This is a genomic window from Nocardioides sp. CCNWLW216, assembly GCF_037120545.1.
In the GTDB taxonomy this organism is placed as follows: Bacteria; Actinomycetota; Actinomycetes; order Propionibacteriales; family Nocardioidaceae; genus Nocardioides; species Nocardioides lianchengensis.
The window spans coordinates 73710-95433 of sequence record NZ_JBBBBJ010000014.1; the positions used below are offsets into that span (position 1 = coordinate 73710).

26 protein-coding genes are annotated in these 21724 nt (G+C 72.4%); 16 read left to right on the plus strand and 10 right to left on the minus strand.

Annotation, left to right across the window (positions count from 1 at the left end; genetic code table 11):
• The first annotated feature begins 9 nt into the window (after positions 1–9).
• Both V7S47_RS23780 and V7S47_RS23785 read left to right on the plus strand, forming a co-directional pair.
• Positions 10–1245 (plus strand): hypothetical protein, encoded by a 1236-nt coding sequence (locus tag V7S47_RS23780; RefSeq protein ID WP_336563907.1) that lies wholly within the window; start codon positions 10–12, stop codon positions 1243–1245.
• A gap of 18 nt (positions 1246–1263) precedes the next feature.
• Positions 1264–1824 (plus strand): cytochrome b/b6 domain-containing protein, encoded by a 561-nt coding sequence (locus V7S47_RS23785; protein WP_336563908.1) that lies wholly within the window; start codon positions 1264–1266, stop codon positions 1822–1824.
• On the opposite strand, the gene V7S47_RS23790 is transcribed toward V7S47_RS23785, so the two are convergent.
• The gene (locus V7S47_RS23790) at positions 1800–2885 is read right to left on the minus strand and encodes an NAD(P)H-dependent amine dehydrogenase family protein (RefSeq protein ID WP_336563909.1); all 1086 of its coding nucleotides are present in this window, start codon (positions 2883–2885) and stop codon (positions 1800–1802) included. The genes V7S47_RS23785 and V7S47_RS23790 overlap by 25 nt on opposite strands.
• 52 nt (positions 2886–2937) lie before the next feature.
• Between V7S47_RS23790 and V7S47_RS23795 the strand changes: the two genes are divergently transcribed.
• The 3 genes from V7S47_RS23795 to V7S47_RS23805 all read left to right on the plus strand — a co-directional run bounded on the left by V7S47_RS23795 (position 2938) and on the right by V7S47_RS23805 (position 4756).
• Positions 2938–3675 carry an SDR family oxidoreductase gene (locus V7S47_RS23795; protein WP_336563910.1) on the plus strand — a complete coding sequence of 246 codons (738 nt, stop codon included), beginning with the start codon at positions 2938–2940 and terminating at the stop codon, positions 3673–3675.
• Positions 3676–3753: 78 nt separating this feature from the next.
• Positions 3754–4296: a M15 family metallopeptidase gene (locus V7S47_RS23800; protein ID WP_336563911.1), complete on the plus strand. Its 543-nt coding sequence runs from the start codon at positions 3754–3756 to the stop codon at positions 4294–4296.
• 28 nt (positions 4297–4324) lie between these two features.
• Complete coding sequence (locus V7S47_RS23805; protein ID WP_336563912.1) at positions 4325–4756, plus strand: hypothetical protein; 432 nt, start codon at positions 4325–4327, stop codon at positions 4754–4756.
• An 83-nt stretch (positions 4757–4839) separates the two neighbouring features.
• Here the strand turns inward: V7S47_RS23805 and V7S47_RS23810 are convergent, their stop codons facing one another.
• Positions 4840–5637 carry a crotonase/enoyl-CoA hydratase family protein gene (locus tag V7S47_RS23810; RefSeq protein ID WP_336563913.1) on the minus strand — a complete coding sequence of 266 codons (798 nt, stop codon included), beginning with the start codon at positions 5635–5637 and terminating at the stop codon, positions 4840–4842.
• Between the two features lie 47 nt (positions 5638–5684).
• Here V7S47_RS23810 and V7S47_RS23815 point away from each other — a divergent pair, with 47 nt between their 5' ends.
• The 5 genes from V7S47_RS23815 (at position 5685) to V7S47_RS23835 (ending at position 11536) form a co-directional block, all read left to right on the plus strand.
• On the plus strand, positions 5685–7328 hold the full coding sequence (locus V7S47_RS23815; RefSeq protein WP_336563914.1) for an acyl-CoA synthetase: 1644 nt from the start codon (positions 5685–5687) through the stop codon (positions 7326–7328).
• Positions 7328–8428: an NAD(P)H-dependent flavin oxidoreductase gene (locus V7S47_RS23820; RefSeq protein WP_336563915.1), complete on the plus strand. Its 1101-nt coding sequence runs from the start codon at positions 7328–7330 to the stop codon at positions 8426–8428. The genes V7S47_RS23815 and V7S47_RS23820 overlap by 1 nt, the downstream gene beginning before the upstream one ends.
• A gap of 138 nt (positions 8429–8566) precedes the next feature.
• Positions 8567–9811, plus strand: a complete 1245-nt coding sequence (locus V7S47_RS23825; RefSeq protein ID WP_336563916.1) for a hypothetical protein — start codon at positions 8567–8569, stop codon at positions 9809–9811.
• Positions 9812–9881: 70 nt separating this feature from the next.
• Positions 9882–10859, plus strand: a complete 978-nt coding sequence (locus tag V7S47_RS23830) for a permease (RefSeq protein WP_336563917.1) — start codon at positions 9882–9884, stop codon at positions 10857–10859.
• Positions 10856–11536: a TIGR03943 family putative permease subunit gene (locus V7S47_RS23835; RefSeq protein WP_336563918.1), complete on the plus strand. Its 681-nt coding sequence runs from the start codon at positions 10856–10858 to the stop codon at positions 11534–11536. Before V7S47_RS23830 ends, V7S47_RS23835 begins: the two co-directional genes overlap by 4 nt.
• Here V7S47_RS23835 and V7S47_RS23840 read toward each other — a convergent pair.
• From V7S47_RS23840 to rpmB, 4 genes are all read right to left on the minus strand, one after another.
• On the minus strand, positions 11527–11931 hold the full coding sequence (locus tag V7S47_RS23840) for a Fur family transcriptional regulator (RefSeq protein WP_336563919.1): 405 nt from the start codon (positions 11929–11931) through the stop codon (positions 11527–11529). The genes V7S47_RS23835 and V7S47_RS23840 overlap by 10 nt on opposite strands.
• Positions 11932–12005: 74 nt before the next feature.
• A complete protein-coding gene (gene rpsN / locus V7S47_RS23845; protein ID WP_336563920.1) occupies positions 12006–12311 on the minus strand; it encodes a 30S ribosomal protein S14 in 306 nt (101 codons plus the stop codon).
• Positions 12311–12481 carry a 50S ribosomal protein L33 gene (rpmG, locus tag V7S47_RS23850; RefSeq protein ID WP_090856043.1) on the minus strand — a complete coding sequence of 57 codons (171 nt, stop codon included), beginning with the start codon at positions 12479–12481 and terminating at the stop codon, positions 12311–12313. Before rpmG ends, rpsN begins: the two co-directional genes overlap by 1 nt.
• Positions 12481–12717 (minus strand): 50S ribosomal protein L28, encoded by a 237-nt coding sequence (rpmB, locus tag V7S47_RS23855; RefSeq protein WP_336563921.1) that lies wholly within the window; start codon positions 12715–12717, stop codon positions 12481–12483. The genes rpmG and rpmB overlap by 1 nt, the downstream gene beginning before the upstream one ends.
• Positions 12718–12779: 62 nt before the next feature.
• Here rpmB and V7S47_RS23860 point away from each other — a divergent pair, with 62 nt between their 5' ends.
• From V7S47_RS23860 to ykgO, 4 genes are read left to right on the plus strand one after another with little or no spacing between them, the layout of a single operon-like run.
• Positions 12780–13037, plus strand: a complete 258-nt coding sequence (locus V7S47_RS23860; protein ID WP_336563922.1) for a type B 50S ribosomal protein L31 — start codon at positions 12780–12782, stop codon at positions 13035–13037.
• Positions 13034–14107 carry a CobW family GTP-binding protein gene (locus tag V7S47_RS23865; RefSeq protein WP_336563923.1) on the plus strand — a complete coding sequence of 358 codons (1074 nt, stop codon included), beginning with the start codon at positions 13034–13036 and terminating at the stop codon, positions 14105–14107. Before V7S47_RS23860 ends, V7S47_RS23865 begins: the two co-directional genes overlap by 4 nt.
• Positions 14107–14301 carry a 50S ribosomal protein L32 gene (gene rpmF, locus V7S47_RS23870; protein ID WP_336563924.1) on the plus strand — a complete coding sequence of 65 codons (195 nt, stop codon included), beginning with the start codon at positions 14107–14109 and terminating at the stop codon, positions 14299–14301. Before V7S47_RS23865 ends, rpmF begins: the two co-directional genes overlap by 1 nt.
• Positions 14298–14420 carry a type B 50S ribosomal protein L36 gene (ykgO, locus tag V7S47_RS23875; protein WP_336563925.1) on the plus strand — a complete coding sequence of 41 codons (123 nt, stop codon included), beginning with the start codon at positions 14298–14300 and terminating at the stop codon, positions 14418–14420. The genes rpmF and ykgO overlap by 4 nt, the downstream gene beginning before the upstream one ends.
• A gap of 66 nt (positions 14421–14486) precedes the next feature.
• Here ykgO and fadD1 read toward each other — a convergent pair whose 3' ends face one another.
• From fadD1 to V7S47_RS23895, 4 genes are all read right to left on the minus strand, one after another.
• On the minus strand, positions 14487–16088 hold the full coding sequence (gene fadD1, locus V7S47_RS23880; RefSeq protein ID WP_336563926.1) for a fatty-acid--CoA ligase FadD1: 1602 nt from the start codon (positions 16086–16088) through the stop codon (positions 14487–14489).
• A gap of 48 nt (positions 16089–16136) precedes the next feature.
• Positions 16137–17702, minus strand: coding sequence for an AMP-binding protein (locus V7S47_RS23885; RefSeq protein ID WP_336563927.1), 1566 nt, complete (start codon positions 17700–17702; stop codon positions 16137–16139).
• Positions 17699–18811, minus strand: a complete 1113-nt coding sequence (locus tag V7S47_RS23890) for an acyl-CoA dehydrogenase family protein (protein WP_336563928.1) — start codon at positions 18809–18811, stop codon at positions 17699–17701. The genes V7S47_RS23885 and V7S47_RS23890 overlap by 4 nt, the downstream gene beginning before the upstream one ends.
• Before the next feature lie 102 nt (positions 18812–18913).
• A complete protein-coding gene (locus V7S47_RS23895) occupies positions 18914–20101 on the minus strand; it encodes an acyl-CoA dehydrogenase family protein (protein ID WP_336563929.1) in 1188 nt (395 codons plus the stop codon).
• A gap of 137 nt (positions 20102–20238) precedes the next feature.
• Between V7S47_RS23895 and V7S47_RS23900 the strand changes: the two genes are divergently transcribed.
• The gene (locus tag V7S47_RS23900; protein WP_336563930.1) at positions 20239–21423 is read left to right on the plus strand and encodes a Rieske 2Fe-2S domain-containing protein; all 1185 of its coding nucleotides are present in this window, start codon (positions 20239–20241) and stop codon (positions 21421–21423) included.
• A gap of 6 nt (positions 21424–21429) precedes the next feature.
• Entirely contained in the window at positions 21430–21723 is a 294-nt protein-coding gene (locus V7S47_RS23905; protein WP_336563931.1) for a hypothetical protein, read from the plus strand.
• Position 21724 lies beyond the last annotated feature (1 nt).

A 21724-nucleotide genomic window follows, 5' to 3' on the forward strand; every position in this document is an offset into this window, starting at 1 on the left:
GATCGGCCCATGACCAGCCGGTACGCCGACCTGTCCCGCGAGGAGCTCGCCGTCCTCGTCCCCGAGCTGCTGCTGATCGGCCAGCTCATCGACCGCTCCGGGATGGCCTGGTGCATCTCGGCGTTCGGCCGTGAGGAGATGGCCCAGATCGCCATCGAGGAGTGGGCCGGCTCCAGCCCGATCTACACGCGGCGGATGCAGCGCGCGCTGGGCTACCAGGCGCCGCCGGGCGAGGGTGACATCGTCACGATCTTCAAGGGGCTCCAGCTCGACATCGGCGCCCCGCCGCAGTTCATGGACTTCCGCTACGCCGTCCACGACCGCTGGCACGGCGAGTTCCACCTCGACCACTGCGGCGCCCTGATGGACGTGGAGCCGATGGGGCCCGACTACGTCCGCTCGATGTGCCACGACATCGAGGACCCGACCTTCGACGCGACCGCGGTCGCGACCAACCCGCGCGCCCAGGTCCGACCGGTCCACCGCCCCCCACGGCTCCCGGCCGACCGGAACCCACACTGCGCCTGGACGGTGGTGATCGACGAGTCGCACCCGCCGGTGTCGCCGCACCCGGCCTACTACGTCGTCGAGACCACGCACGCGGCCACCGTCGACCTCGACCCGATCGATCCCGCCGACGACGGCCGCGCCGACTACTCCGGCCCGCTCCTCGCCGATCTCGACTTCGCGGCCTTCTCCCGCTCGGCGCTGGTCCGGATCGCCGACGAGGTCTGCCTGCAGATGCACCTGCTGAACATCTCGTTCGTCCACGCGGTCGAGCAGCGCGCGGCCGACACCGTCCAGCTGCGCGAGATCTGCCTCAAGCAGCTGGTCGGCATCGCGGGCGTCGCCGCCGAGCGGATCCGTCGCGCGCTCGACCTCCCGGGCGGGCCCGCGGGCGCGCTCCGGCTGCTCGCGCTGCACCCGCTGCTCAACCCGGCGGCGTACGTCGCGGCCTCCTTCGGCGACGTCACCCTCGAGGTCACCGACTCGCCGGCGTACGACGACGGCACCTGGATCGCCCTCTGCGGCCCCGACTCCCTCGCGCCGCTGCAGGCGGTCGTCCGCGCGGTCGACCCGCGCCTGGAGGTCGAGGTCAGCGGCTCCGCGCGCGACTGGTCGCTGCGGGTGGTCGAGCGCGACGAGCCCGCTCCGGAGCCGGGCGAGGTGGCCGTGGTCCGGTTCAGCACCGGCGCGGCCTTCGAGTTCGAGCCGCGGCTGAGCCTGCCGATCACGCCGGTCTGAGGCGGGTACCTCCGGTCGGTGCCCCTGCGCAACGGACCGCACGGCTACGGCGCCGTCACCAAGACCCTGCACTGGCTGACCGTGCTCGCGCTCGTCGCCCAGGTGGTCGTCGGCTACGCCATGGACGGCGACGGGTCGGGACACGGACGGGGCCGCGGGCGCGGTCGGTCGGGGGAGAGCGGCCGCGGCCGCGGGCGTGGAGGGGACGACGAGTTCTCGCTGTTCGACGGGCCGTTCGACCTGGTCGACCTGCACGTCGTGCTGGGGCTCGCAATCATCGCGCTCGCGCTGACCCGCCTCGTCTGGCGCCGTACGACGCCGCTGCCGCCGTGGTCGGCTCGCCTCAACGCGCGCGACCGGCGCCTGGTGAGCGCCACCGAGAAGGTGCTCCTGGCGCTGCTCGTCGTCGTCCCCGCGACCGGCATCGCGCTGGTGCTCGGCGACGACGACCTGCTCCCGTTGCACGTCGCCGGGCACGTCGCGCTCTACGCCACGGTCGCGCTGCACGTCGGCGTCGTCGTACGACGGCGCCTGGTCGGGCGGATGCTGCCGGATCAGCCCCGGGGTGGACCCGCGTAGGTCCCGCGGCCGGTCGGCAGCGGCAGGTCCAGCGTGGTGCGGATGCCCGGGGCGGCCGCGCGGACGTCGGGGATGGCGTTCACGATCCGGCCGCAGGCGGCGACGATCGCCGCGTGGTTGTGGTCGCCGTGCTCGCTGCTGGGGACCACGTCGACGACGTACGACGGCTCGCCGACGATCTCGACCCGGTAGGAGCCGCCGCCCGCGGCGGGCCGGGCCCAGTCGGGGCGGAGGTCGTCACGGGTGCGGGTGACGTGCTCGACGACGATCGCAGGGTGGCCGTCGACCAGGCCGGAGATGGAGAAGTGCAGGGCTGCGATGGTGCCGGCCTCGATCCGGCCGGCCGCGATGTCGTAGGACTCGGGCGCCGGCTCGGCCTCCCAGAACTCGACGATCTCGTCGACCTCGATGCCGAGCCCGGTGGCCAGCATCCGGATCGCCGTGCCCCAGGCCATGGCCAGCACGCCGGGCAGGAACAGCAGCGGGGTCTCGTCCAGCGGCTTGCCGAAGCCCATCAGGTCGAACATCACCTCGGCGCCGTCGTACGTCGCGTAGTCGGCGAGCTCATAGCAGCGGACCTGCTCGACACGCTGGCAGGTGCTGGCCAGGGCCAGGGGGACCAGGTCGCTGGCGAACCCCGGATCGACGCCGGTGACGTAGACGCTCGCGCCACCCGCCTGCGCCGCGGCCTCGACCTTGGCGATCACCTTCTCGGGCATCGTGCCCCAGGGGTACTGCAGCGTCCCGGGCGCCGAGCCGACCACGTCGATGCCCGCCTCCAGCAGCCGCCGTACGTCGTTGGTCGCCTCGACCGGGCGGGTGTCGCCCATCGCGCAGTAGACGACGCACTCGGGCCGGGCCGCGATCAGCTCGTCGAGGCTCCCGACGGCCGTGATCCCGGTGACCGTCTCGACCCCGGCCAGCTCGCCCGCGTCCCGGCCGACCTTCTCGGCGGTAGACGTCGAGACGCCCACCAGCTCGAAGCGCTCGTCGGCGATGAGCTGGCGCAGCGTGAGCCGGCCGGCGTTGCCGGTGCTGACCTGGGCGACGCGGATCGTCATGCGGAGTCTCGTTTCTAGAACCGGTTCTAGTTGCGCTGCTATCTTGCCGCACATGGGTCGTGTGGAGGGCAAGGTCGTCCTGATCAGTGGCGGCGCGCGCAACATCGGGGGCGCGAGTGCCCGGATGCTGGTGGCGGAGGGGGCGAAGGTCGTCATCGGCGACCTGCTCGACGAGGAGGGCGCGGCGCTCGCCGAGGAGCTGGGGGAGAGCGCCCGCTACGTCCACCTCGACGTCACGAGCGACGACGACTGGCGCGCGGCGGTCGCGTTCACCGTCGCCGAGTTCGGGCGCCTCGACGGCCTCTTCAACAACGCCGGCATCTTCAACGGCGGCCAGCTGCAGCGCTACAAGCGAGACCTCTGGCAGCAGATGCTCGACGTCAACCTCACCGGTGCCTTCCTCGGCATCCGTGCTGCGACCGAGGCCCTGATCGCCGCCGGCGGCGGCTCGATCATCAACACCTCCTCGATCGAGGGACTCCGGGGCACCGGGTGGGCGCACGGGTACGTCGCCTCGAAGTGGGGCCTCACCGGCCTGACCAAGTCGGTGGCCACCGAGCTCGCCCCGCACGGCATCCGGGCCAACTCCCTGCACCCGGGCCGGATCAGCACCCCCGCGACCGACCAGATGCCCGAGGGCCTGATCCCGATCCCGCTGGGCCGGGCCGGTCGGCCGGAGGAGGTCGCGTCGTTCGTGGTCTTCCTGATCAGCGACGAGTCGTCGTTCTCGACCGGCTCCGAGTACGTCGTCGACGGCGGCACCGTGATGCACATCCCGACCAACGTCTGACAGGTCCGGGCCCCGGGTGCTGCGACCCGGCACCTGCGACGGAGGTCCCGGGCGTCCCACGCTGCCTAGCGTGCTCGCGTGCTCACCTCACTCTCCCGCCCCGTCCTCACGACCCTCGTGGCCGTCGCCCTCGCTGTCGCCGCCTGTGGGACGACGGACTCCACCTCGTCCAGCGGCGTCCGGGCCCGGCCGGCCACCGACCTCCCGGCCGCCGAGCCCCCCGTCGACCTGGGCATCGACGACGCCGACCGGCTCGACCCCGACCTGCTCGCCGCCGTCCGGGCCGCGGCACGCGACGCGCGGGCCGACGGCATCACCGTCCAGGTCACCAGTGGCTGGCGCAGCCGCGAGCACCAGCAGCGCCTGTACGACGAGGCCCTGACCCGCTACGGCAGCGAGCAGGAGGCGCGCCGGTACGTCGCCACCCCGGACGCCTCGGCCCACGTCACCGGCGACGCCGTCGACATCGGTCCGACGGACGCCGCGGACTGGATGGGGCGCCACGGGTCCGCCCACGGCCTGTGCCAGACCTTCGCGAACGAGATGTGGCACTTCGAGCTGGCCACGACGCCGGGCGGCGAGTGCCCCGAGCAGCTTCCCGACGGGAGCAGCCGTCCCTAGGAGTGGGTCGTGCTGGCAGGCTGGAGGGGTGGACGACTACCGCTGGGCGACGCACGCCGACCCCGACTTCCTGGTGCTGCAGCTCCCCCCGGTCCCGGTCGTGCACGAGTCGGTCGCCCACGACGCCATGAAGGCGCTCTTCGCCCAGCGCGGCTTCCGGCCCGTGGACGAGGCCGACCGGCTCGACCTGCGGGCCGCCAACGGCTGCGCCCTCACCCGGACCGGCCCCGCCGACCTCGAGCTGCTGGTCGCGATCGGTGAGCAGGTGGGCGCCAGCCGGATCCCGCTGACCGACCTCGACCCGGCCTGGCTGGACCGCGCGGTCGCACTCGGCCACGCCGCCGTGCTCATCGCCGACGCCTCGGTCGCCGACGACGGCTCCACCTCGCGGGAGCTGCTGCGGCGCGACGTCGACGCCGGGGGAGTCCGGGCCGCGCTGGTGCCGGTCGCGGGGACCTAAAGACGCCGCTTGGTCACAAACGGCAGCTAAGAGTCGTCTCAGTTGACGTTTGTGACCAATCAGCACGACCCGGGCACCCCGCCTCAGGTCCCGGTGAACTGCGGCGCCCGCTTCTCGGCGAACGCCCGCGGCCCCTCCTTGGCGTCGTTCGAGGCGAAGACGGCCATGCCGACCTTCGCGTCGTCCGCCCAGCAGTCCTCCTCGTGCTTGCCCTCGGAATCGCGGACCGTCCTCAAGATGGCCTGGACGGCCAGCGGGCCGTTGGCGCAGATCAGGTCGGCGATCTCGTGCGCCTTGGTCAGCGCCTCGCCGTCGGGGACGACGTGGCCGATCAGGCCGATCTCCTTGGCCTCGGGGGCCTTGATGGCGCGGCCGGTCAGGAGCAGTTCGAGGGCGACCGTGTAGGGGATCTGCCGCGGGAGGCGGACCGCCGAGCCGCCCATCGGGTAGAGCGACCAGCGTGCCTCCGCCACCCCGAAGCGGGCCGACTCGCCCGCGATCCGGATGTCGGTGCCCTGAAGGATCTCGGTGCCGCCGGCGATGGCCGGGCCCTCGACCGCGGCGATGAGCGGCTTGGTCAGTCGGAACCCCTTGAGCAGGCCCTTGATGACCGACGGGTCGAAGCCCGCCTTGAAGCTGTCGTCGGGCGAGCGCTTGGTGGCGGCCTTGAGGTCCATGCCGGCACAGAAGTAGCCACCGGCCCCGGTGAGGATCACGACCCGCACGGAGTCGTCGGTGTTGGCCTTGTCCCAGGCCTCCTCCATGATCGCCATCATCTCGCCGGAGAGGGCGTTGCGGGTCTCGGGACGGTTCATGGTGACGACGAGCTTGTGCCCGTCCTGCTCCACCAGGCAGTGAGGTTCAGGCTGGGGTTCGGTCATGCCGGGCGATGCTAGCCAAGAACGAGAACGTGTTCTAGTCTCGCCGCGTGGCTCTGAACATCGCTGATCTCTTCGAACACGCCGTCGACGCCGCCCCTGAGAACCCCGCGGTGAAGGTGGGGGAGCGGACGGTCACGTTCGCCGACCTGGAGCGTGACTCCAACCGGCTGGCGCACTTCCTGCAGTCCCGTGGGGTGCGGCCCGGGCAGCACGTCGGGATCTACGCCAAGAACAGCATCGAGCACGTCGTGGCGCTGCTGGCGGTGCTGAAGATCCGCGCCGTCGGCATCAACGTGAACTACCGCTACGTCGAGGGCGAGCTCGACTACCTCTTCGACAACTCCGACATGGTCGCGCTGATCCACGAGCGCCCGTACGCCCCGCTCGTCGCCGCCTGCTATCCCAAGCACGCGAAGCTCGACACCGTCGTGGTGATGCCCGACGCGATCGAGCCCGACGACGCCAGCGACGTCTCGTCGTACGACGGGGTCCTGTGGGAGGACGCGCTCGCCGGGCAGAGCGAGGCCCGCGACTTCGGCGAGCGCAGCCCCGACGACCTGCACATCATCTACACCGGCGGCACCACCGGCTTCCCCAAGGGCGTGATGTGGCGCCACGAGGACTTCTGGCGCACCCTCGGCGGCGGCATCGACTTCTACTCCGGCGAGCCGCTGGAGGAGTTCGACCAGTCCAAGCAGGCCACCGACCCGCGGATGGTCACCTTCCCGCTCAGCCCGCTGATGCACGGCGGGGCCCAGGCCGGCCTGCTCATGCACCTGTTCGCCGGCCACCTGACGATCATGGAGCCCAAGTTCGACGCGCAGCGCACCTGGGAGATCATCGACCGCGAGAAGATCCAGCTGATCTTCATGACCGGCGACGCGATGGCCCGCCCGCTGATCGAGGAGTTCGAGCGGAAGGCCGCCACCGGCTCGCCGTACGACGGCTCGAGCCTGTTCGCCATCTCCAGCAGCGCCGCGATCTTCAGCCCGCAGGTCAAGCAGCGCTGGATCGCCGCCTTCCCGAACGCCGTCTTCACCGACTCCGTCGGCGCGTCCGAGACCGGCTTCCAGGGCATGGGCATGCAGGACAAGGAGCAGATCAGCAGCGACGGGCCGGTCGTCGGGCTGGGCCCCAGCAGCGTGGTCATCGACGACGACAACCGGGTCCTCGACCTGGCGGCCAACGTCGGCAAGGTCGGCCGGCTCGGCCGCGGCGGCTCGGTGCCGGTCGGCTACTACAAGGACCCCGAGAAGTCGGCGAAGACGTTCCTGGTGATCGACGGCGAGCGCTACTCCGTCCCCGGCGACAACGCGCGGATCGAGGAGGGCAACCGGGTGACGCTCCTCGGTCGCGGCTCCAACTGCGTCAACACCGGCGGCGAGAAGGTCTACCCCGAGGAGGTGGAGATGGCGATCAAGGGCCACCCCGCCGTGTACGACGTCCTCGTGGTCGGCATCCCCGACGAGAAGTACGGCCAGGCGGTGGCCGCCGTGGTCGAGCTGCGCGAGGGCGCGACGCTCGACCTGGAGGAGCTGCGCACCTTCCTGCGCGCCCACCTCTCGGGCTACAAGCTGCCGCGCAGCCTCACCTTCGTCGACCAGATCCCGCGCAATGCCACCGGCAAGGCGCAGTACCCCCGCGCCAAGGAGCTGGCCCTCGGCGCCCAGACCGCTGGAGCGACCCCCTGATGCGCACGCCCCTCTGCGACGAGTTCGGCATCGAGTACCCGATCTTCGCGTTCACCCCGTCCGAGCACGTCGCCGCGGCGGTGTCGCGCGCCGGTGGGCTGGGCGTGCTCGGCTGCGTGCGGTTCAACGAGACCGACGAGCTCGAGCGGACGCTGTCCTGGCTCGACGAGAACACCGACGGCAAGCCGTACGGCGTCGACATCGTGATGCCGATGAAGGTGCCTGAGGAGGTCAAGGGCCTCGATGTGTCGTCGATGATCCCGGACGAGCACAAGCAGTTCGTCGACCAGACGCTGCTCAAGCTCGGCGTCCCGCCGCTTCCGGAGGGCGAGGGTCGCGAGGGCGTGCTGGGCTGGCTGCACTCGGTCGCCCGCTCCCACCTCGACGTCGCGCTCCAGCACCGGCCGGTGCTGATCGCCAACGCGCTCGGCTCGCCGCCGGTCGACGTGATCGAGAAGTGCCACCAGCACGGCGTGAAGGTCGCGGCGCTGGCCGGCGCGGCCAAGCACGCCCTCTCCCACGTCCGCAACGGCGTCGACATCATCGTGGCCCAGGGCTACGAGGCCGGAGGTCACACCGGCGAGGTCGCCTCGATGGTGCTGCAGCCCGACATCGTCGACGCGGTCGGCCCCGACGTACCCGTCCTGGGGGCCGGCGGGATCGGCTCGGGTCGCCAGATCGCCGCCTCGCTGGCCCTCGGGTCGCAGGGTGTGTGGACGGGCTCGATCTGGCTCGGGACGGCGGAGTACCGCGAGCTCTCGGCCAACCACTCCGCGTGGGAGACCGCGTTCACCCGGGCCACCTCGTCCGACACCGTCCGCACCCGGATCTACACCGGGAAGCCGGCCCGGCTGCTGAAGACCAAGTGGGTCGAGGCCTGGGCCGAGGAGGGTGCCCCCGCGCCGCTGCCCATGCCGCTGCAGAACCTGCTGGTCGCCGAGGCCCACAACCGGATCGTGGCGGCCAACGACCCCGACGTCATCTCGATGCCGATCGGTCAGATCGTCGGCCGGATGAACGAGGTGAAGCCGGTCGCGCAGGTGATGGCCGAGCTGGTCGCCGAGTTCGAGGACACGGTCGCGCGCCTCAACAAGGTCTGACGCCGGCCGGTCCCCGCGACGGGCGGGCACCGGGACGGACCGGGCGCGACGGGATCATCGGCGCGGTCCGCGAACCAGGTCGGCGGAACGTGCATCAGACCTGGTGCACGACGCCCCGCTCGTCCCTGGAGGATCCCCATGTCCGCTGGTCGCCTCGTCCGCGCCCTGCTCGTCGTCGCCGTTCTCGCCACCTCAGGTGCCGTCGGAGTGCCGTCCGCGCAGGCGCTCGTCGAGTCCCGGTGCCAGGGGCGGGCGCCGACGATCGTGGCGACCGAGAACGGCCAGCGCGTGCGGGGCACCGACGGACCCGACGTGATCAGCATCGGGGGGTCCACCGGGGTGTACGTCGATGCGCGCGGCGGCGACGACCTCGTGTGCTCGACCGCCTGGACCCAGGCCGTCGTCCGTGGCGGCACCGGCGACGACGTCTTCGTCGACGAGCTGGGGCCCGCCTCGGACCCGGACGGCGACGTGGAGCCCACGCTGATCGAGAGCGGGCCCGGCAACGACCGCGTCGTCGGTGGACCCGGCACCCGGACGACCGCCTCCTACGGGCGATCCGCCACGGGGGTCAGGATCGACCTGGCCGCCGGTGTGGTGGCCGACCGCGACGAGCGCGACTCCCTGGTCGGCGTCCACTCGGTCTCGGGGAGCCGGCACGCCGACCGGTTCACCGGGTCTGCGGGAGAGGACGTCTATGCGACCGGCGCTCCCGAGTGGCGACGTCCCGACCCCGACGATCGCGACGTCGTCGACACCCGCGGTGGGGACGACGCCGTCTACGGGTCGAACGCCGTCATCCGCCTCGGCCCGGGCGACGACTACGCCGACGTCGCGAACTCGCGGGTGCAGGCCGGCAGCGGCGACGACGTGGTCAACCTGGCCGCGCGGGGGGTGGTCCGCGGCGGCCCGGGCAACGACCGGCTGAGCGCCGCGAGCGACTTCGAGGAGCTTCCGAGGCAGCAGGTCGCGGCGCGCCTCTACGGCGACGGCGGCGACGACACCCTCGAGCCGTCCCACGCCTGGTACGACGGCGGTTCCGGTGGTTGCCCCGGCGGGTGCCGAGCCCGTCTCGACGGAGGTGCTGGGCGGAACGCGCTCGAGCTGATCGGCTCCCGCACCCGGGTCGACCTGGAGGCCGGGACGTTCGTCGCCGACGGCGCCCGGGCCGGCCTCCGGAACCTCGACACCGTGATCGGCACCTCCGGCGCCGACGTGATCCGCGGCAGTGGCGGGCGGAACCGGATCTACGGCAAGGGCGGACGCGACACCCTCGCCGGTCGGGGTGGTCGCGACGTGCTCATCGGGGGCGGCGGTCGCGATCGGGTCGACGGCGGGTCCGGCCGCGACCGCTGCGTCGGGGAGATCCGCCGGTCCTGCTGACCGCCCCGACCGGGCGACGCGCCGGAAGCGGTACGACGACCCCCGCTTACTGAGAGTGATAATCATCCGTGTGACCAGTGCGGATCCCACCCTGTCCACCTCCCGACGCGCCATCGGCCAACCGGAGGTCGTGGGGGTGCTCCTGCTGGCCGCCCTGCTCGCGCAGGGGCGGCTGGCCGACACGCTCGACAACGAGGCGCTCGGCACCTGGTGCACGATCTTCGTGGCGGTCGTGGTGCAGTCGACGCCGTTCCTCCTCGGGGGCGTCCTCCTCTCCGCGGCCATCTCGGTGCTGCTGTCCGAGCGGGTGCTCCAGCGGATCGTGCCGAGCAACCCGGTGCTCGCCGTACCCGTGGCCGGGCTGGCCGGGATCGGGCTGCCCGGGTGCGAGTGCGCCGCCGTACCGGTCGCGGGGAGTCTGATCCGGCGCGGGCTGGCGCCGGCGGTCGCCCTCACCTTCCTGCTGGCCGCGCCGGCCGTGAACCCGGCGGTCCTGGTCTCCACCGCCGTCGCCTTCCCGGGGCAGCCCGAGATGGTGCTGGCCCGCTTTGGCGCGTCGCTGCTGACGGCCGTCGCGGTCGGCTGGTGGTGCCTGAGCCGCGGTGACCGGCTGCGACTGCGGCGCCGTCCGGACCCGCCGCACCTGCACGGACCTGGCCGGTTCGTCGCCACGGTCCGGCACGACTTCCTGCACGCCTCGGGGTTCCTGGTCCTCGGCGCGATGATCGCCGCGGCGGTCAACACCTTCGTCCCGCGCTCCGTGGTCGACACGGTCGCCGGCCAGGCGGTCGTCGGCGTGCTCACCCTCGCCGCGCTGGCCTTCGTGGTCGCGCTGTGCTCGGAGTCCGACGCCTTCGTGGCGGCGAGCCTGACGGCGTTCTCGGACACCGCGAAGCTCGTCTTCCTGGTGGTCGGGCCGGCGATGGACGTGAAGCTCGCCGCGATGGAGGCCGGTCAGTTCGGCAGCGCCTTCGCCGTCCGGTTCGTGCCGGTCGTGATCGGCACGGCCGTGCTCTCCGCCTCGCTCGTCGGGTGGTGGCTGCTGTGAGGACGACGACCCAGGGCCTGGTGCTCGCGTTCCTCGGGGCGGTGCTGGTGCGCCTGGCCTGGGAGGGGGCCTACCTCCGCTTCGTGACCGAGTGGATGCGCTGGCCGCTCCTGGTCAGCGGGGTGCTCCTGGTGCTGCTCGCCGTACGCCCGCTGCTCTCGGCCGGTCAGGCCGGCCAGGACCACGCGGACGGAGTGCCGGCGGTGACCTGGCTGCTCCTGCTGCCCGCGCTGGTGGTCTTCGTGGTCAGCCCGCCCGCGCTCGGCGCCTACCTGGCCGAGCGGCGGGCCGACGAGGCGCCGCCGGCCTCGCCCGTGGCGAGCTTCGCGCCGCTTCCGGAGGGCGGGACGCCGGTCCTCGAGGTCGAGGAGCTGCTCTGGCGGGCGCTGGACGACGACGGGGCCACGCTCGCCGGGCGCAGCGTCGAGGTGCGCGGCTTCGTCAGCCACGGCCCTGACGGCGTCTGGTACGTCACCCGGATGGTCATCGGCTGCTGCGCTGCCGACGCCGCCGTGGTCCGGGTCCAGGTCGAGGGTGCCGACCGTCCGGAGCGCGACCGCTGGGTCGCGGTCACCGGGACCTGGCGGGACGGCACGGGCGTGCGGGCGGGGGAGCAGGCGGTGCTCGACGCCGAGTCCGTACGACGGATCCGGACGCCGGCGGTCACCTACGGCTGAGCCGGGGCGCAGTCCGCGCAGGTGCCGAACAGCTCCAGGGTGTGCCGGACGTCGGTGAAGCCGTGCTCGCTCGAGACCTGGGTCGCCCAGCGCTCGACGGCCGGCCCCTCGACCTCGACGGTCCGCCCGCACTGGCGGCAGACCAGATGATGGTGGTGGTGGGCGCTGCAGAGCCGGTAGACGGCCTCGCCCGCATCCGTCTTCACCTGGTCCAGCTCGCCCGCTTCGACCATCGCTTGCAGGGCGCGGTAGACCGTGGCCAGGCCGACCGCGTCGCCCTGGCCACGGAGGGCGCCGTGCAGGTCCTGCGCGCTGCGGAACCCGTCGGACTGCTCGAGGACGGCCAGCAGCGCCCGGCGCTGCCGGGTCGATCGCTGGCGGGGGGCGGTCACCACCGCGGGCCGCGCTGGGTCGGTCGGAGCATCCGCCCAACCTACAAGGCTCGCGGGCCCGACGGCGGTGACCCGCCTCACCAGCTCGACTTCCTGATGCCGGGGAGCTCGCCGCGGTGGGCGAGGTCGCGGAACCGGATCCGCGAGGTGCCGGTCTTGCGCAGGTAGCCGCGCGGGCGACCGTCCACCTGGTCGCGGTTGCGCAGCCGCACGGGCGAGCCGTCACGGGGGAGCCGGGACAGGGCGCGCACGGCGTCCGCCTGCTCGGCCGAGCCGGGCGGCGCCGTCCGGACCGCGGCCTTGAGGGCGGCCCGGCGCTCGGCGTACCGGGCGACGACCCGCTCGCGCCGTCGCTGGGCGGCGATCTTGCTCTGCTTGGCCATCAGCGCTCCTCGCGGAACGCGACGTGGCGACGGACCCGGGGGTCGTACTTGCGCAGCTCCAGCCGGTCGGGGTCGTTGCGCCGGTTCTTCTTGGTGACGTAGGTGAAGCCGGTGCCGGCGGTGGAGCGCAGCTTCACGATCGGGCGTACGTCGCTCCCGCGGCGGGCCATCAGATCCGCCCGTCGCGGCGCAGGATCTCGGCGGCGACCGCGTCGATGCCGCGGGCGTCGATCACCTTGATGCCGCGAGCGCTGACCCGCAGCGTGATCGTGCGGCCCAGGCTCGGCACCCAGTAGCGCTTGCGCTGGACGTTGACGTCGAAGCGGCGGTTGGTGCGGCGATGGGAGTGCGAGACGCGGTGGCCGAACCCCGGCACCCGTCCCGTCACCTGGCAGGTACGTGACATCGTTGCTCCTCTCGGTCATAATGAGAACGATTCTCAGTCTAACCACATTCACAGGAGGACGCATGAAGGACGGCATCCACCCGGCGTACGGCCCGGTGGTGTTCCGCGACCGCTCGACCGGGAGCCTGCTGCTGACCCGGTCCACCCTGGCGGGCCGGGGCGCCGGCGGGGAGACCGTCGAGGTCGACGGGACGGCGTACCCGGTCGTCGACGTCGACGTCTCGAGCGACAGTCACCCGTTCTGGACCGGCCGGGGGCGGGTCATGGACACCGAGGGTCGCGTCGAGAAGTTCCGCCGGCGCTACGGGGCGGGCTCGTGAGGACCCCGGTCGTGCTGCTGACCGGCGTCGACCGCGACGCGATGGCGGCGACCATGGTCGGACTTCAGTTCGACCTACCGGCCGCGGTCGCCGTACGGCACCACATCGACGTCGAGCGCGGGGTGCTGGAGCGGGTGGTCAGCGACGTGACCGGGGTCGTCGAGCGCGTCGACCACGAGCTGGAGCACGCGTGCGTGACGTGCGCGATCCGCGAGGACGTCGTCCCCACGCTGGAGCGGCTGGCCCGCTCGGGACGGTGGTCGACGATCGTCGCCCACCTGCCGGTCGGGGCCGAGGCGGCCCAGGTCTGCCAGGTGGTCTCGTGGGACACCCGTCTGGCCCGGCACCTGCGGGTGTCCGGGGTGGTCGTCGCCGTCGACGGCCAGCGCGTGGTCGACGACCTTGTCGGTGACGACCTGCTCGCCGAGCGGGGCGACCACAGTGCGGTCGACGACCGGCGCGGGGTGGCCGAGGTGAACGGCGCGATGGTCGAGTACGCCGACGTCGTCGTCACCCGCGGTGAGCCCGACCCGACCGGCGAGGCCCTGTTGCGGGCGCTGGCCCGCCCGGACGCCGACGTCGTCGCCGGGGTCGAGCACCTCGAGGCCGCGGGCCTGACCCGCGACCGCCACCAGCACGGCCGCAGCCGCGCGTGGGTCGACGCGGTCCGCCGGGACCCGCTCCCGCCGCTCGCGTCCGACCGGGTCTGGCGGGTCGAGCTCGCCTCGCCCCAGCCGTTCCACCCCGAGCGCCTCCTGGAGGACCTGGAGAGCCTCGGCGGCGGTCGGCACCGCTCCCGCGGCAGCTTCTGGCTCCCGACCCGTCCCGGCCAGGTGCTGGTCTGGGACGGCGCCGGCGGCCAGCTGAGCATCGGCGCCGGTGAGCCGTGGCGCGACCGAGAGCCACACACCCGGATCGTGCTGACCGGCGTCGGGGCGGAGCCGGCCCACCTGCGCGACGCCTTCGCGGCGATGCTGCTCGGCCCCGACGAGGCGGCGGCCGGCGGCGGCTGGCGGGTCGCCGAGGACGGGTTCGAGCCCTGGCTCGGCCCGGTGCGGAGGGTGGCCTGATGGCGGTCCCCAAGCGTCGTACGTCGCGCAGCAACACGCGGCACCGCCGCGCGCAGTGGAAGGCGGCCGCACCCGACCTGGTCACCGTCGACCACGCGGGCGAGCGCTACCGGGTGCCCCGCCGCCTGGTCGCCGCGGTCCACCGCGGGCTCGTCGATCCCGCCAGCGGACGGCTCCGGAAGGAGGGACGATGAAGGTACGCAACTCGCTGCGCTCGCTGAAGAGGCAGCCCGGGGCGCAGGTCGTGCGCCGCCGCGGCCGCGTCTACGTGATCAACAAGCAGAACCCGCGGCTCAAGGCCCGCCAGGGCTGACGCCGACCCGTCGATCCCGATCCGACACGCCGCACAATCTGGTCATCCAATGACGGGTGGGCGGGGCTAGACGGATGCCGGCTCCGAGGCGGCGTACGACGTCCCGCGCGGCTCGCGGACCCAGAGCACGCCGCCGCCCGGGGTGGGTCCCTGGGCCGCGAGCTCGCGCTTGAGCACCTTGTTGGTGGCGGTGCTGGGCAGGTCGTCGGCGATCCGGACGAACCGTGGCCAGGCCTTGGGGGAGAGGTCGGGCTGGTCGGCGAGGAACGCCTCCAGCTCGGCCGGCGTGAGCGTGGCCTCGTCGCGGAGCACCAGGGCGGCCATCACCTGATCGCCCACGTGCTCGTCGGGGACGGCGTACACCGCGACGCGGCTGATGGCGTCGAGGCGCAGGAAGATCCGCTCGATCGGGCCGGCGGCGAGGTTCTCGCCGTCGACCCGCATCCAGTCTGCGGTGCGGCCGGCGAGGTAGATCCAGCCGTCGGCGTCCTGGTAGGCGAGGTCGCCGGACCAGTACATGCCGTGCCGCATCCGGTCGGTGTTGGCCTGTTCGTCGTTGTAGTAGCCCTGGAAGTAGCCGGCGCCCTGGGTGTTGACCAGCTCGCCGACGGCCTGGTCGGCGTTGGTCAGCGCCCCGGTCTCGTCGAAGGTCGCGACCGGGCAGCGGGTGACGGTGTCGGCGTCGTAGATCTCCACGCCCTCGAAGGGCTTGCCGATCGAGCCCTTCGGGGTGCCGGCCTCGCGGGTGATGATGATCGCGAGCTCGGTGGAGCCGAAGCCGTCGACGACCTCGCAGCCGAAGCGGCGCGAGAAGTCGTCGATGTCGCGGTCGCTCGCCTCGTTGCCGAACGCGACCCGCAGCGGGTTGTCGCCGTCGTCGGGCTGCTCGGTCGTGGCGAGTACGTAGGCGAGCGGCTTGCCGACGTAGTTCATGTACGTCGCGCCGTACTGCCGGACGTCGGTGAGGAAACGGGACGCGGAGAACTTCGTCGGCACCATCGCGGCGCCGCTGCCGATGGCGACCGCCCAGCCCGCGACGACCGCGTTGGAGTGGAAGAGCGGCATCGAGAGGTAGCAGACGTCCTCGGACGTCATGGCGAACCGGCCGATGAGGTTCATGCCCGAGAACAGCACCATCAGGTGCGCCACCTGAACGGCCTTCGGGTCCCCGCTGGTGCCCGAGGTGAAGATCATCATGAACGTGTCCATCGCCTCGACCTCGCGATGGGGCACCAAGCCGGCGACGTCCGTGGTCGAGGCGGCGAGCAGCTCGGCCCACTCCGGGCTCGAGGTGTCGAGCACCCGCACGCCGTCGAGATCGAGACCCCCGAGCAGCGGCAGGTGCTCGGCGTCGGTGACCAGCACCTGGCACTCCGAGCGGCGGACGTCCTTGACCAGGCCCTCGCCGCGGCGGGTGGTGTTGATGCCGCAGAGCACGTAGCCGCCGAGGGCCGCCGCGGCCATCGCGCGCAGCATCTCGGGGGTGTTGCCGAGCAGCACGCCGACGTGGAGCGGGCGGTCCGGGTCGGCGAGGCCGATCATCGCGGCGGCCTCGGTGGCGGCCTCGTCGAGGTGCTCGCGCCAGGTCCAGGACCGGTCGGCGGTCAGGACCGCGACGCCGTCGTCCTCGGCCCGCTCCCGAAGCAGCTGCTGCACGTTCTCGGCCACGATTCCCCCATCTCCGACGAGTTGACGCGTGTCAAAATATGGCGACGGTCACACACGGTCAAGCAGGTCCCGGTAGGCGGAGCCGCGCTGGTCGCGCGCCCAGTCGAAGCCGCCGGGAAGGCCCGCCAGCTCCCGCTTCAGCACCTTGTTGGTGGCCGTGCGCGGCAGCGTGTCGACCACCCGGACGAACCGGGGCCAGGCCTTCGGAGACAGGTCGGCCTGACCCGCCAGGTGTGCCTCGAGGTCCGCCGGCGACAGGTCGCCGCGCAGCACCAGGGCCGCCGCGACCTGGTCGCCCACGGCCTCGTCCGGGACGGCGTACACCGCGGCCTCGGCGACCGCCGGGTGGCGCAGCAGCACCCGCTCGACCGGGGCGGCCGCGAGGTTCTCACCGTCGACGCGCAGCCAGTCGGCCGTGCGGCCCGCGAAGTAGACGAACCCGTCGGCGTCGCGGTAGGCCAGGTCGCCCGACCAGTACATGCCGCCGCGCATCCGCTCGGCCTCGGCGTCCGGGTCGCGGTAGTAGCCGGCGAACGCTCCGCTGCCGGTCGTGTTGACCAGCTCGCCGGTCGCCTCGTCCGCGTTCAGCAGCTCGCCCGAGGGGCTGAACACGGCGTCGGCGGTCTCGGACATGGTCTCGGGGTCGAGGACCGCCACGCCCTCGAGCGGGCGGCCCAGGGCCCCGGGCGGCATGTCGGGCACCCGCTGGACGATGACGGCGTTCTCGGTCGACGAGTAGGAGTCGACCACGGTGCACCCGAACCGCTTCCCGAACGCGGCGATGTCGCGCTCGTTGGCCTCGTTGCCGAAGACCAGGCGCAGCGGGTTCTCGGCGTCGTCCGGCTGCTCGGGGGTGGACAGGACGTAGGTGAGCGGCTTCCCGACGTAGTTGGCGTACGTCGCGCCGTACCTGCGGACGTCGGGCAGGAAGCCGGACGCGCTGAACCGGGGCGCGAGCGCCATCGCCGCGCCGGCCGCGAGCGCCACCGCCCAGCCGGCCATGATCGCGTTCGAGTGGAACAGCGGCATCGCCAGGTAGGCGACGTCCTCGCCGGTCAGGCCGAACCGGCCGGCGAGCAGCTCTCCCGGCCCGGCCACCTTGGCGTGCGTGACCCGGACGGCCTTGGGGTTGCCGGAGGTGCCGCTGGTGAAGATCAGCATGAACAGGTCGTCCGCCCCGACCTCGACGTCCGGCACCGGTGCGTCGGCGTGGCCCGCCAGCAGTCCGGCCCACTCCGCCCCGTCCAGCCGTACGACGGGGACTCCGACGTCGACGCCGTCGAGCAGCCCGGCGTGTGCGGCGTCGGTGAGCACGACCTGGGTGTCGGAGCGCCGGACGTCCTCGACCAGCGCCGCGCCGCGCCGGGTGGTGTTCAGCCCGACCACGACCTGGCCGCCGAGGGCCGCGCCGCCGAGGACCAGCGAGAACTCCGGCACGTTGTCGAGCAGCAGCCCGACGTGTGGCGGGGCGCCGGCCGGCAGCAGCTCGTCGAGCACGGCCGCCCGGACCGCCGCCGCCCGGACCACCTCGGCCCAGGTCGACGACTCGTCGCCCGCGAGCAGCCCGGCCGAGCCGTCCTCGGCGCGGGCCAGCAGCAGGTCGCGGACGGTCACGCGGGCTCGGCGGCGAGCGTCTTCCCGACCAGCAGGGCCTGCTCGGTGGCGCCGCCGTACAGGAACTCGAAGCGCTTGGCGCCGGTGAAGTAGCGGTGCACCGGCCCGTCCAGGTCGATGCCGACCCCGCCGTGGACGTGCACGGTCGTGTGCGCGACCCGGTGACCGGCGTCCGCCGCCCAGAGCTTGGCCATCGCGACGTCGGTGTCGGCCGGCAGGCCCTGGTCGAGCAGCCAGGCCGCGCGCCACAGCATCAGCCGCTGGCCGAGGGTGTCGATGTAGCCGTCGGCGAGGCGTTGGCTCACCGCCTGGAAGGTGGCGATCGGCCGCCCGAACTGCTCGCGCGTCTTCGCGTACGACGCCGTCAGCTTCAGGGCGCCCTCGGTGAGCCCGAGCTGCTCGGCCGAGGCGGCCAGCACCAGCAGGTTGCGCAGCCGACGGTCGACGCTGCCGTCGGCCGGGCCGACCAGCCGCTCCGGGCCGAGGAGGGCGCCGTCGAGGTCGAGGCGGGCCACCGCCTCGCCGTCGGAGAAGGTCTGAGGGACCACGGTGACGCCCTCGTCGCCGGGCGTGACGAGGAAGACGCCCACACCGGCCGCGGTCTCGGCCGGGACCAGGAAGAGGTCGGCGTACGCGCCGGCCGGCACCACCGCCTTGCTCCCCGTCAGCCGGTACGACGCCCCGTCGGCCGCCGCGAGGGTCGTCGGACGCGCCGGGGCGAAGGCCCGCTCCTCCGAGACCGCCGCCGTCAGGACCTGGCGGCCGGACGCCGCCGCGGGCAGCCACTCCCGCCGCTGCTCGTCGCTGCCGTGCTCGGCCAGCAGCAGCGCGGCCGGGCCGTGAGCGGCCAGCGGCACCGGCGCGACGGTGCGACCGACCTCGACCAGCACCCGGGCCAGCTCGATCAGCCCGAGCCCGGCGCCGTCGTACTCCTCGGGCACGGCGAGGCCCAGCAGTCCGGCGCTGCCGAGCTCGGCCCACAGCTCGCGGTCGAAGCGGCTGCCGGCCTTCTCGACCTCGCGCATCCGCTCGTTGGTGGCTCGGTCGCCCAGGATCTTGGCGGCCAGCTCGGCCGCGTCGTCCTGCTCGGGAGTGAAGGAGAAGTCCATGCTCAGTCCTAGATCGCTTGCGGTGGACGGGTGTGAGGCGGGCTTTCGGTGGTCGAGTGCCCGTCGTGAGGAACGAGCGACGGGTGTATCGAGACCCGAGAGCTATCGCTTCGCGGCCGGCAGGCCGAGGCCCACGTAGCCGATGATGTCGCGCTGGATCTCGTTGGTGCCGCCGCCGAAGGTCATCACCAGCGACGAGCGATACATCCGCTCCAGGCGGCCCGCGAGCAGGGCGCCGTCCGAGGTGCCGGTCAGGCCTGCGTTCGGGCCGACGATCTCCATCAGCGACCGGTAGACCTCGGTGGCCAGCTCGGAGCCGTAGATCTTGGTCGCCGACGCCTCGGCGGGGGAGAGGTCGACGCCGTGGTCGGCGTCGGAGGCCAGCTTCCAGTTCAGCTGGGTCAGCATCTCGACCCGGGCGTGCGCCCGGCCGAGGGCGATCTGCACCCACTCGGAGTCGATCACCCGCTGCCCGTCGGGGTTCTTGGTCTCCTGCGCCCAGGCCCGCACCAGCTTCAGCGACTGGGTCAGCGGGGCGGACGAGGTGAGCGCGACCCGCTCGTGATTGAGCTGGTTGGTCATCAGCGACCAGCCGCCGTTGAGGTCGCCCACCAGGTTGCCGACCGGCACCCGGACGTCCTCGTAGTAGGTCGCGCTGGTCCCGACGCCGGCGACGGTGTGCACCGGCGTGTACGACACGCCCGGGGCGTCGGCCGGCACCAGGATCATCGACAGGCCCTTGTGCCGCGGCAGGTCGGGGTCGGTGCGGCAGGCCAGCCAGATCCAGTCGGCGTACTGGATGAGCGAGGTCCACATCTTCTGGCCGTTGATCACGAACTCGTCGCCCTCGCGGACCGCCTTGGTCTTCAGCGAGGCCAGGTCGGTGCCGGAGCCCGGCTCGGAGTAACCGATCGAGAAGTGCAGGTCACCGGCGAGGATCTTGGGGAGGAAGTGCTCCTTCTGCGCAGTCGTGCCGTAGCGCATGATCGTCGGCCCGACCGTGTTCAGCGTCAGGTAGGGGATCGGGACGCCGTGGTCCGCGGCGACGTCGGTGAAGATCAGCTGCTCGACCATCGAGCGCGCCTGCCCGCCGTACTCCTCGGGCCAGCCGATGCCGAGCCAGCCGTCGGTGCCGAGCTGGCGGATCACGCCCTTGTAGACCCCGGCCTCGCCGAACTCTCCGGTCGCGGACGCGAGACCGGCGCGCACCTCCGGGGTCACCAGGGCGGTGAAGTACTCGTGCAGCTCCTCGCGGAGGGCGAGGTGCTCGGGGTCCAGAGCGAGGTGCATGCGGTCTCCCGGCCAGAAGGTGTGACAGTCGATGATGCGGGGGTGCGCTGGCACCGCCGCCGCAAAAACTATAACCTGTTCTCGTTTTGGTCCACAGGCACGAGCGACCCCGACCGGGCCGGACTCAGGAGGCACGCATGAGCGACACCAGGTTCCTCGACCAGGGCACCCCGCCCGCGCGGTTCGCGCGCGGCTGGCACTGCCTGGGCCTCGCCGAGACCTTCCGCGACGGCAAGCCGCACGCGGTCCACGCGTTCGGCACCAAGCTGGTCGTCTGGGCGGACTCGCAGGGCGAGATCCAGGTGCTCGACGGCTACTGCCGCCACATGGGCGGCGACCTGACCCAGGGTGAGGTGAAGGGCGACCAGGTCGCCTGCCCCTTCCACGACTGGCGCTGGGGCGGCGACGGCAAGTGCAAGCAGATCCCCTATGCCCGCCGCGTCCCACTGCGCGCCCGCACCCAGCGCTACCCGGTCGCGATCCGCAACGACCAGGTGCTGGTCTGGCACGACGTCGAGGGCTCCGCGCCCGACCACGACATCCTGCCGCCGCAGCTGCCCGGCCTCGCCGAGGGCGAGTACACCGACTGGGTCTGGGAGTCCGAGCACATCGAGGGCTCGCACTGCCGCGAGCTGATCGACAACGTCGTCGACATGGCGCACTTCTACTACGTGCACTTCGCGTTCCCGACGAGCTTCCGCAACGTCTTCGAGGGCCACGTCGCGACCCAGTTCATGGAGTCCAAGGGCCGCCCCGACAAGACTGGCGGGTACGGCGACGCCGAGCTGTTCTTGAAGTCGGAGGCCACCTACTACGGGCCGTCGTACATGATCAACTGGCTCGACACCGACTACAAGGGCTTCAACACCGAGGTCGTGCTGTTCAACTGCCACGTCCCCACCGGCCCCGACTCCTTCCTGCTGCAGTACGGCATCGTGGTCAAGAAGCCGCAGGGCATGGACGACAAGACCGCCAACTTCATCGCTCAGAAGTACGCCGAGATGTTCGGCAGCGGCTTCCTCCAGGACGTGCACATCTGGAAGAACAAGGTGCCGGTCCAGAACCCGCTCCTGTGCGAGGAGGACGGTCCCGTCTACCAGCTGCGCCGCTGGTACGAGCAGTTCTACGTCGACGTGGACGACATCGCCCCCGAGATGACCGACCGGTTCGAGTTCGAGGTCGACACTACGAAGGCCAACGAGTTCTGGCAGGACGAGGTCGCCGAGAACCTCCGGAAGAAGGCCGAGGAGGACGGCGACCCGCACGGCCCGGACGGCAACGGCGCGGACGCCGACAGCCCCCAGGTCATGACGGGTACCTGAGCGCCCATGGCCTCCTTCGTCCCGACCGACGCCGACACCCTCGAGGACCAGCGCCTCTACACCCAGGCCCGGCTGACCGAGGTCGCCTGCCTGGACTGCCTGGCCCGGGTCGGTGTGAAGAAGAACAGCGAGCACCACACGTCCGTCCAGTGGAACGCCGAGGCGCGGGCGCACTGTCCCGACCTCGCCCGGCGCTCCGGTGGGCGCGACGTGCATCCCGCCTGCCCGCGGATGCTGGCCAGCATCGATGCTGCCGCACGCGACGGGCAGATCCCCATCGGAGCCGAGGACGGTTACTGAG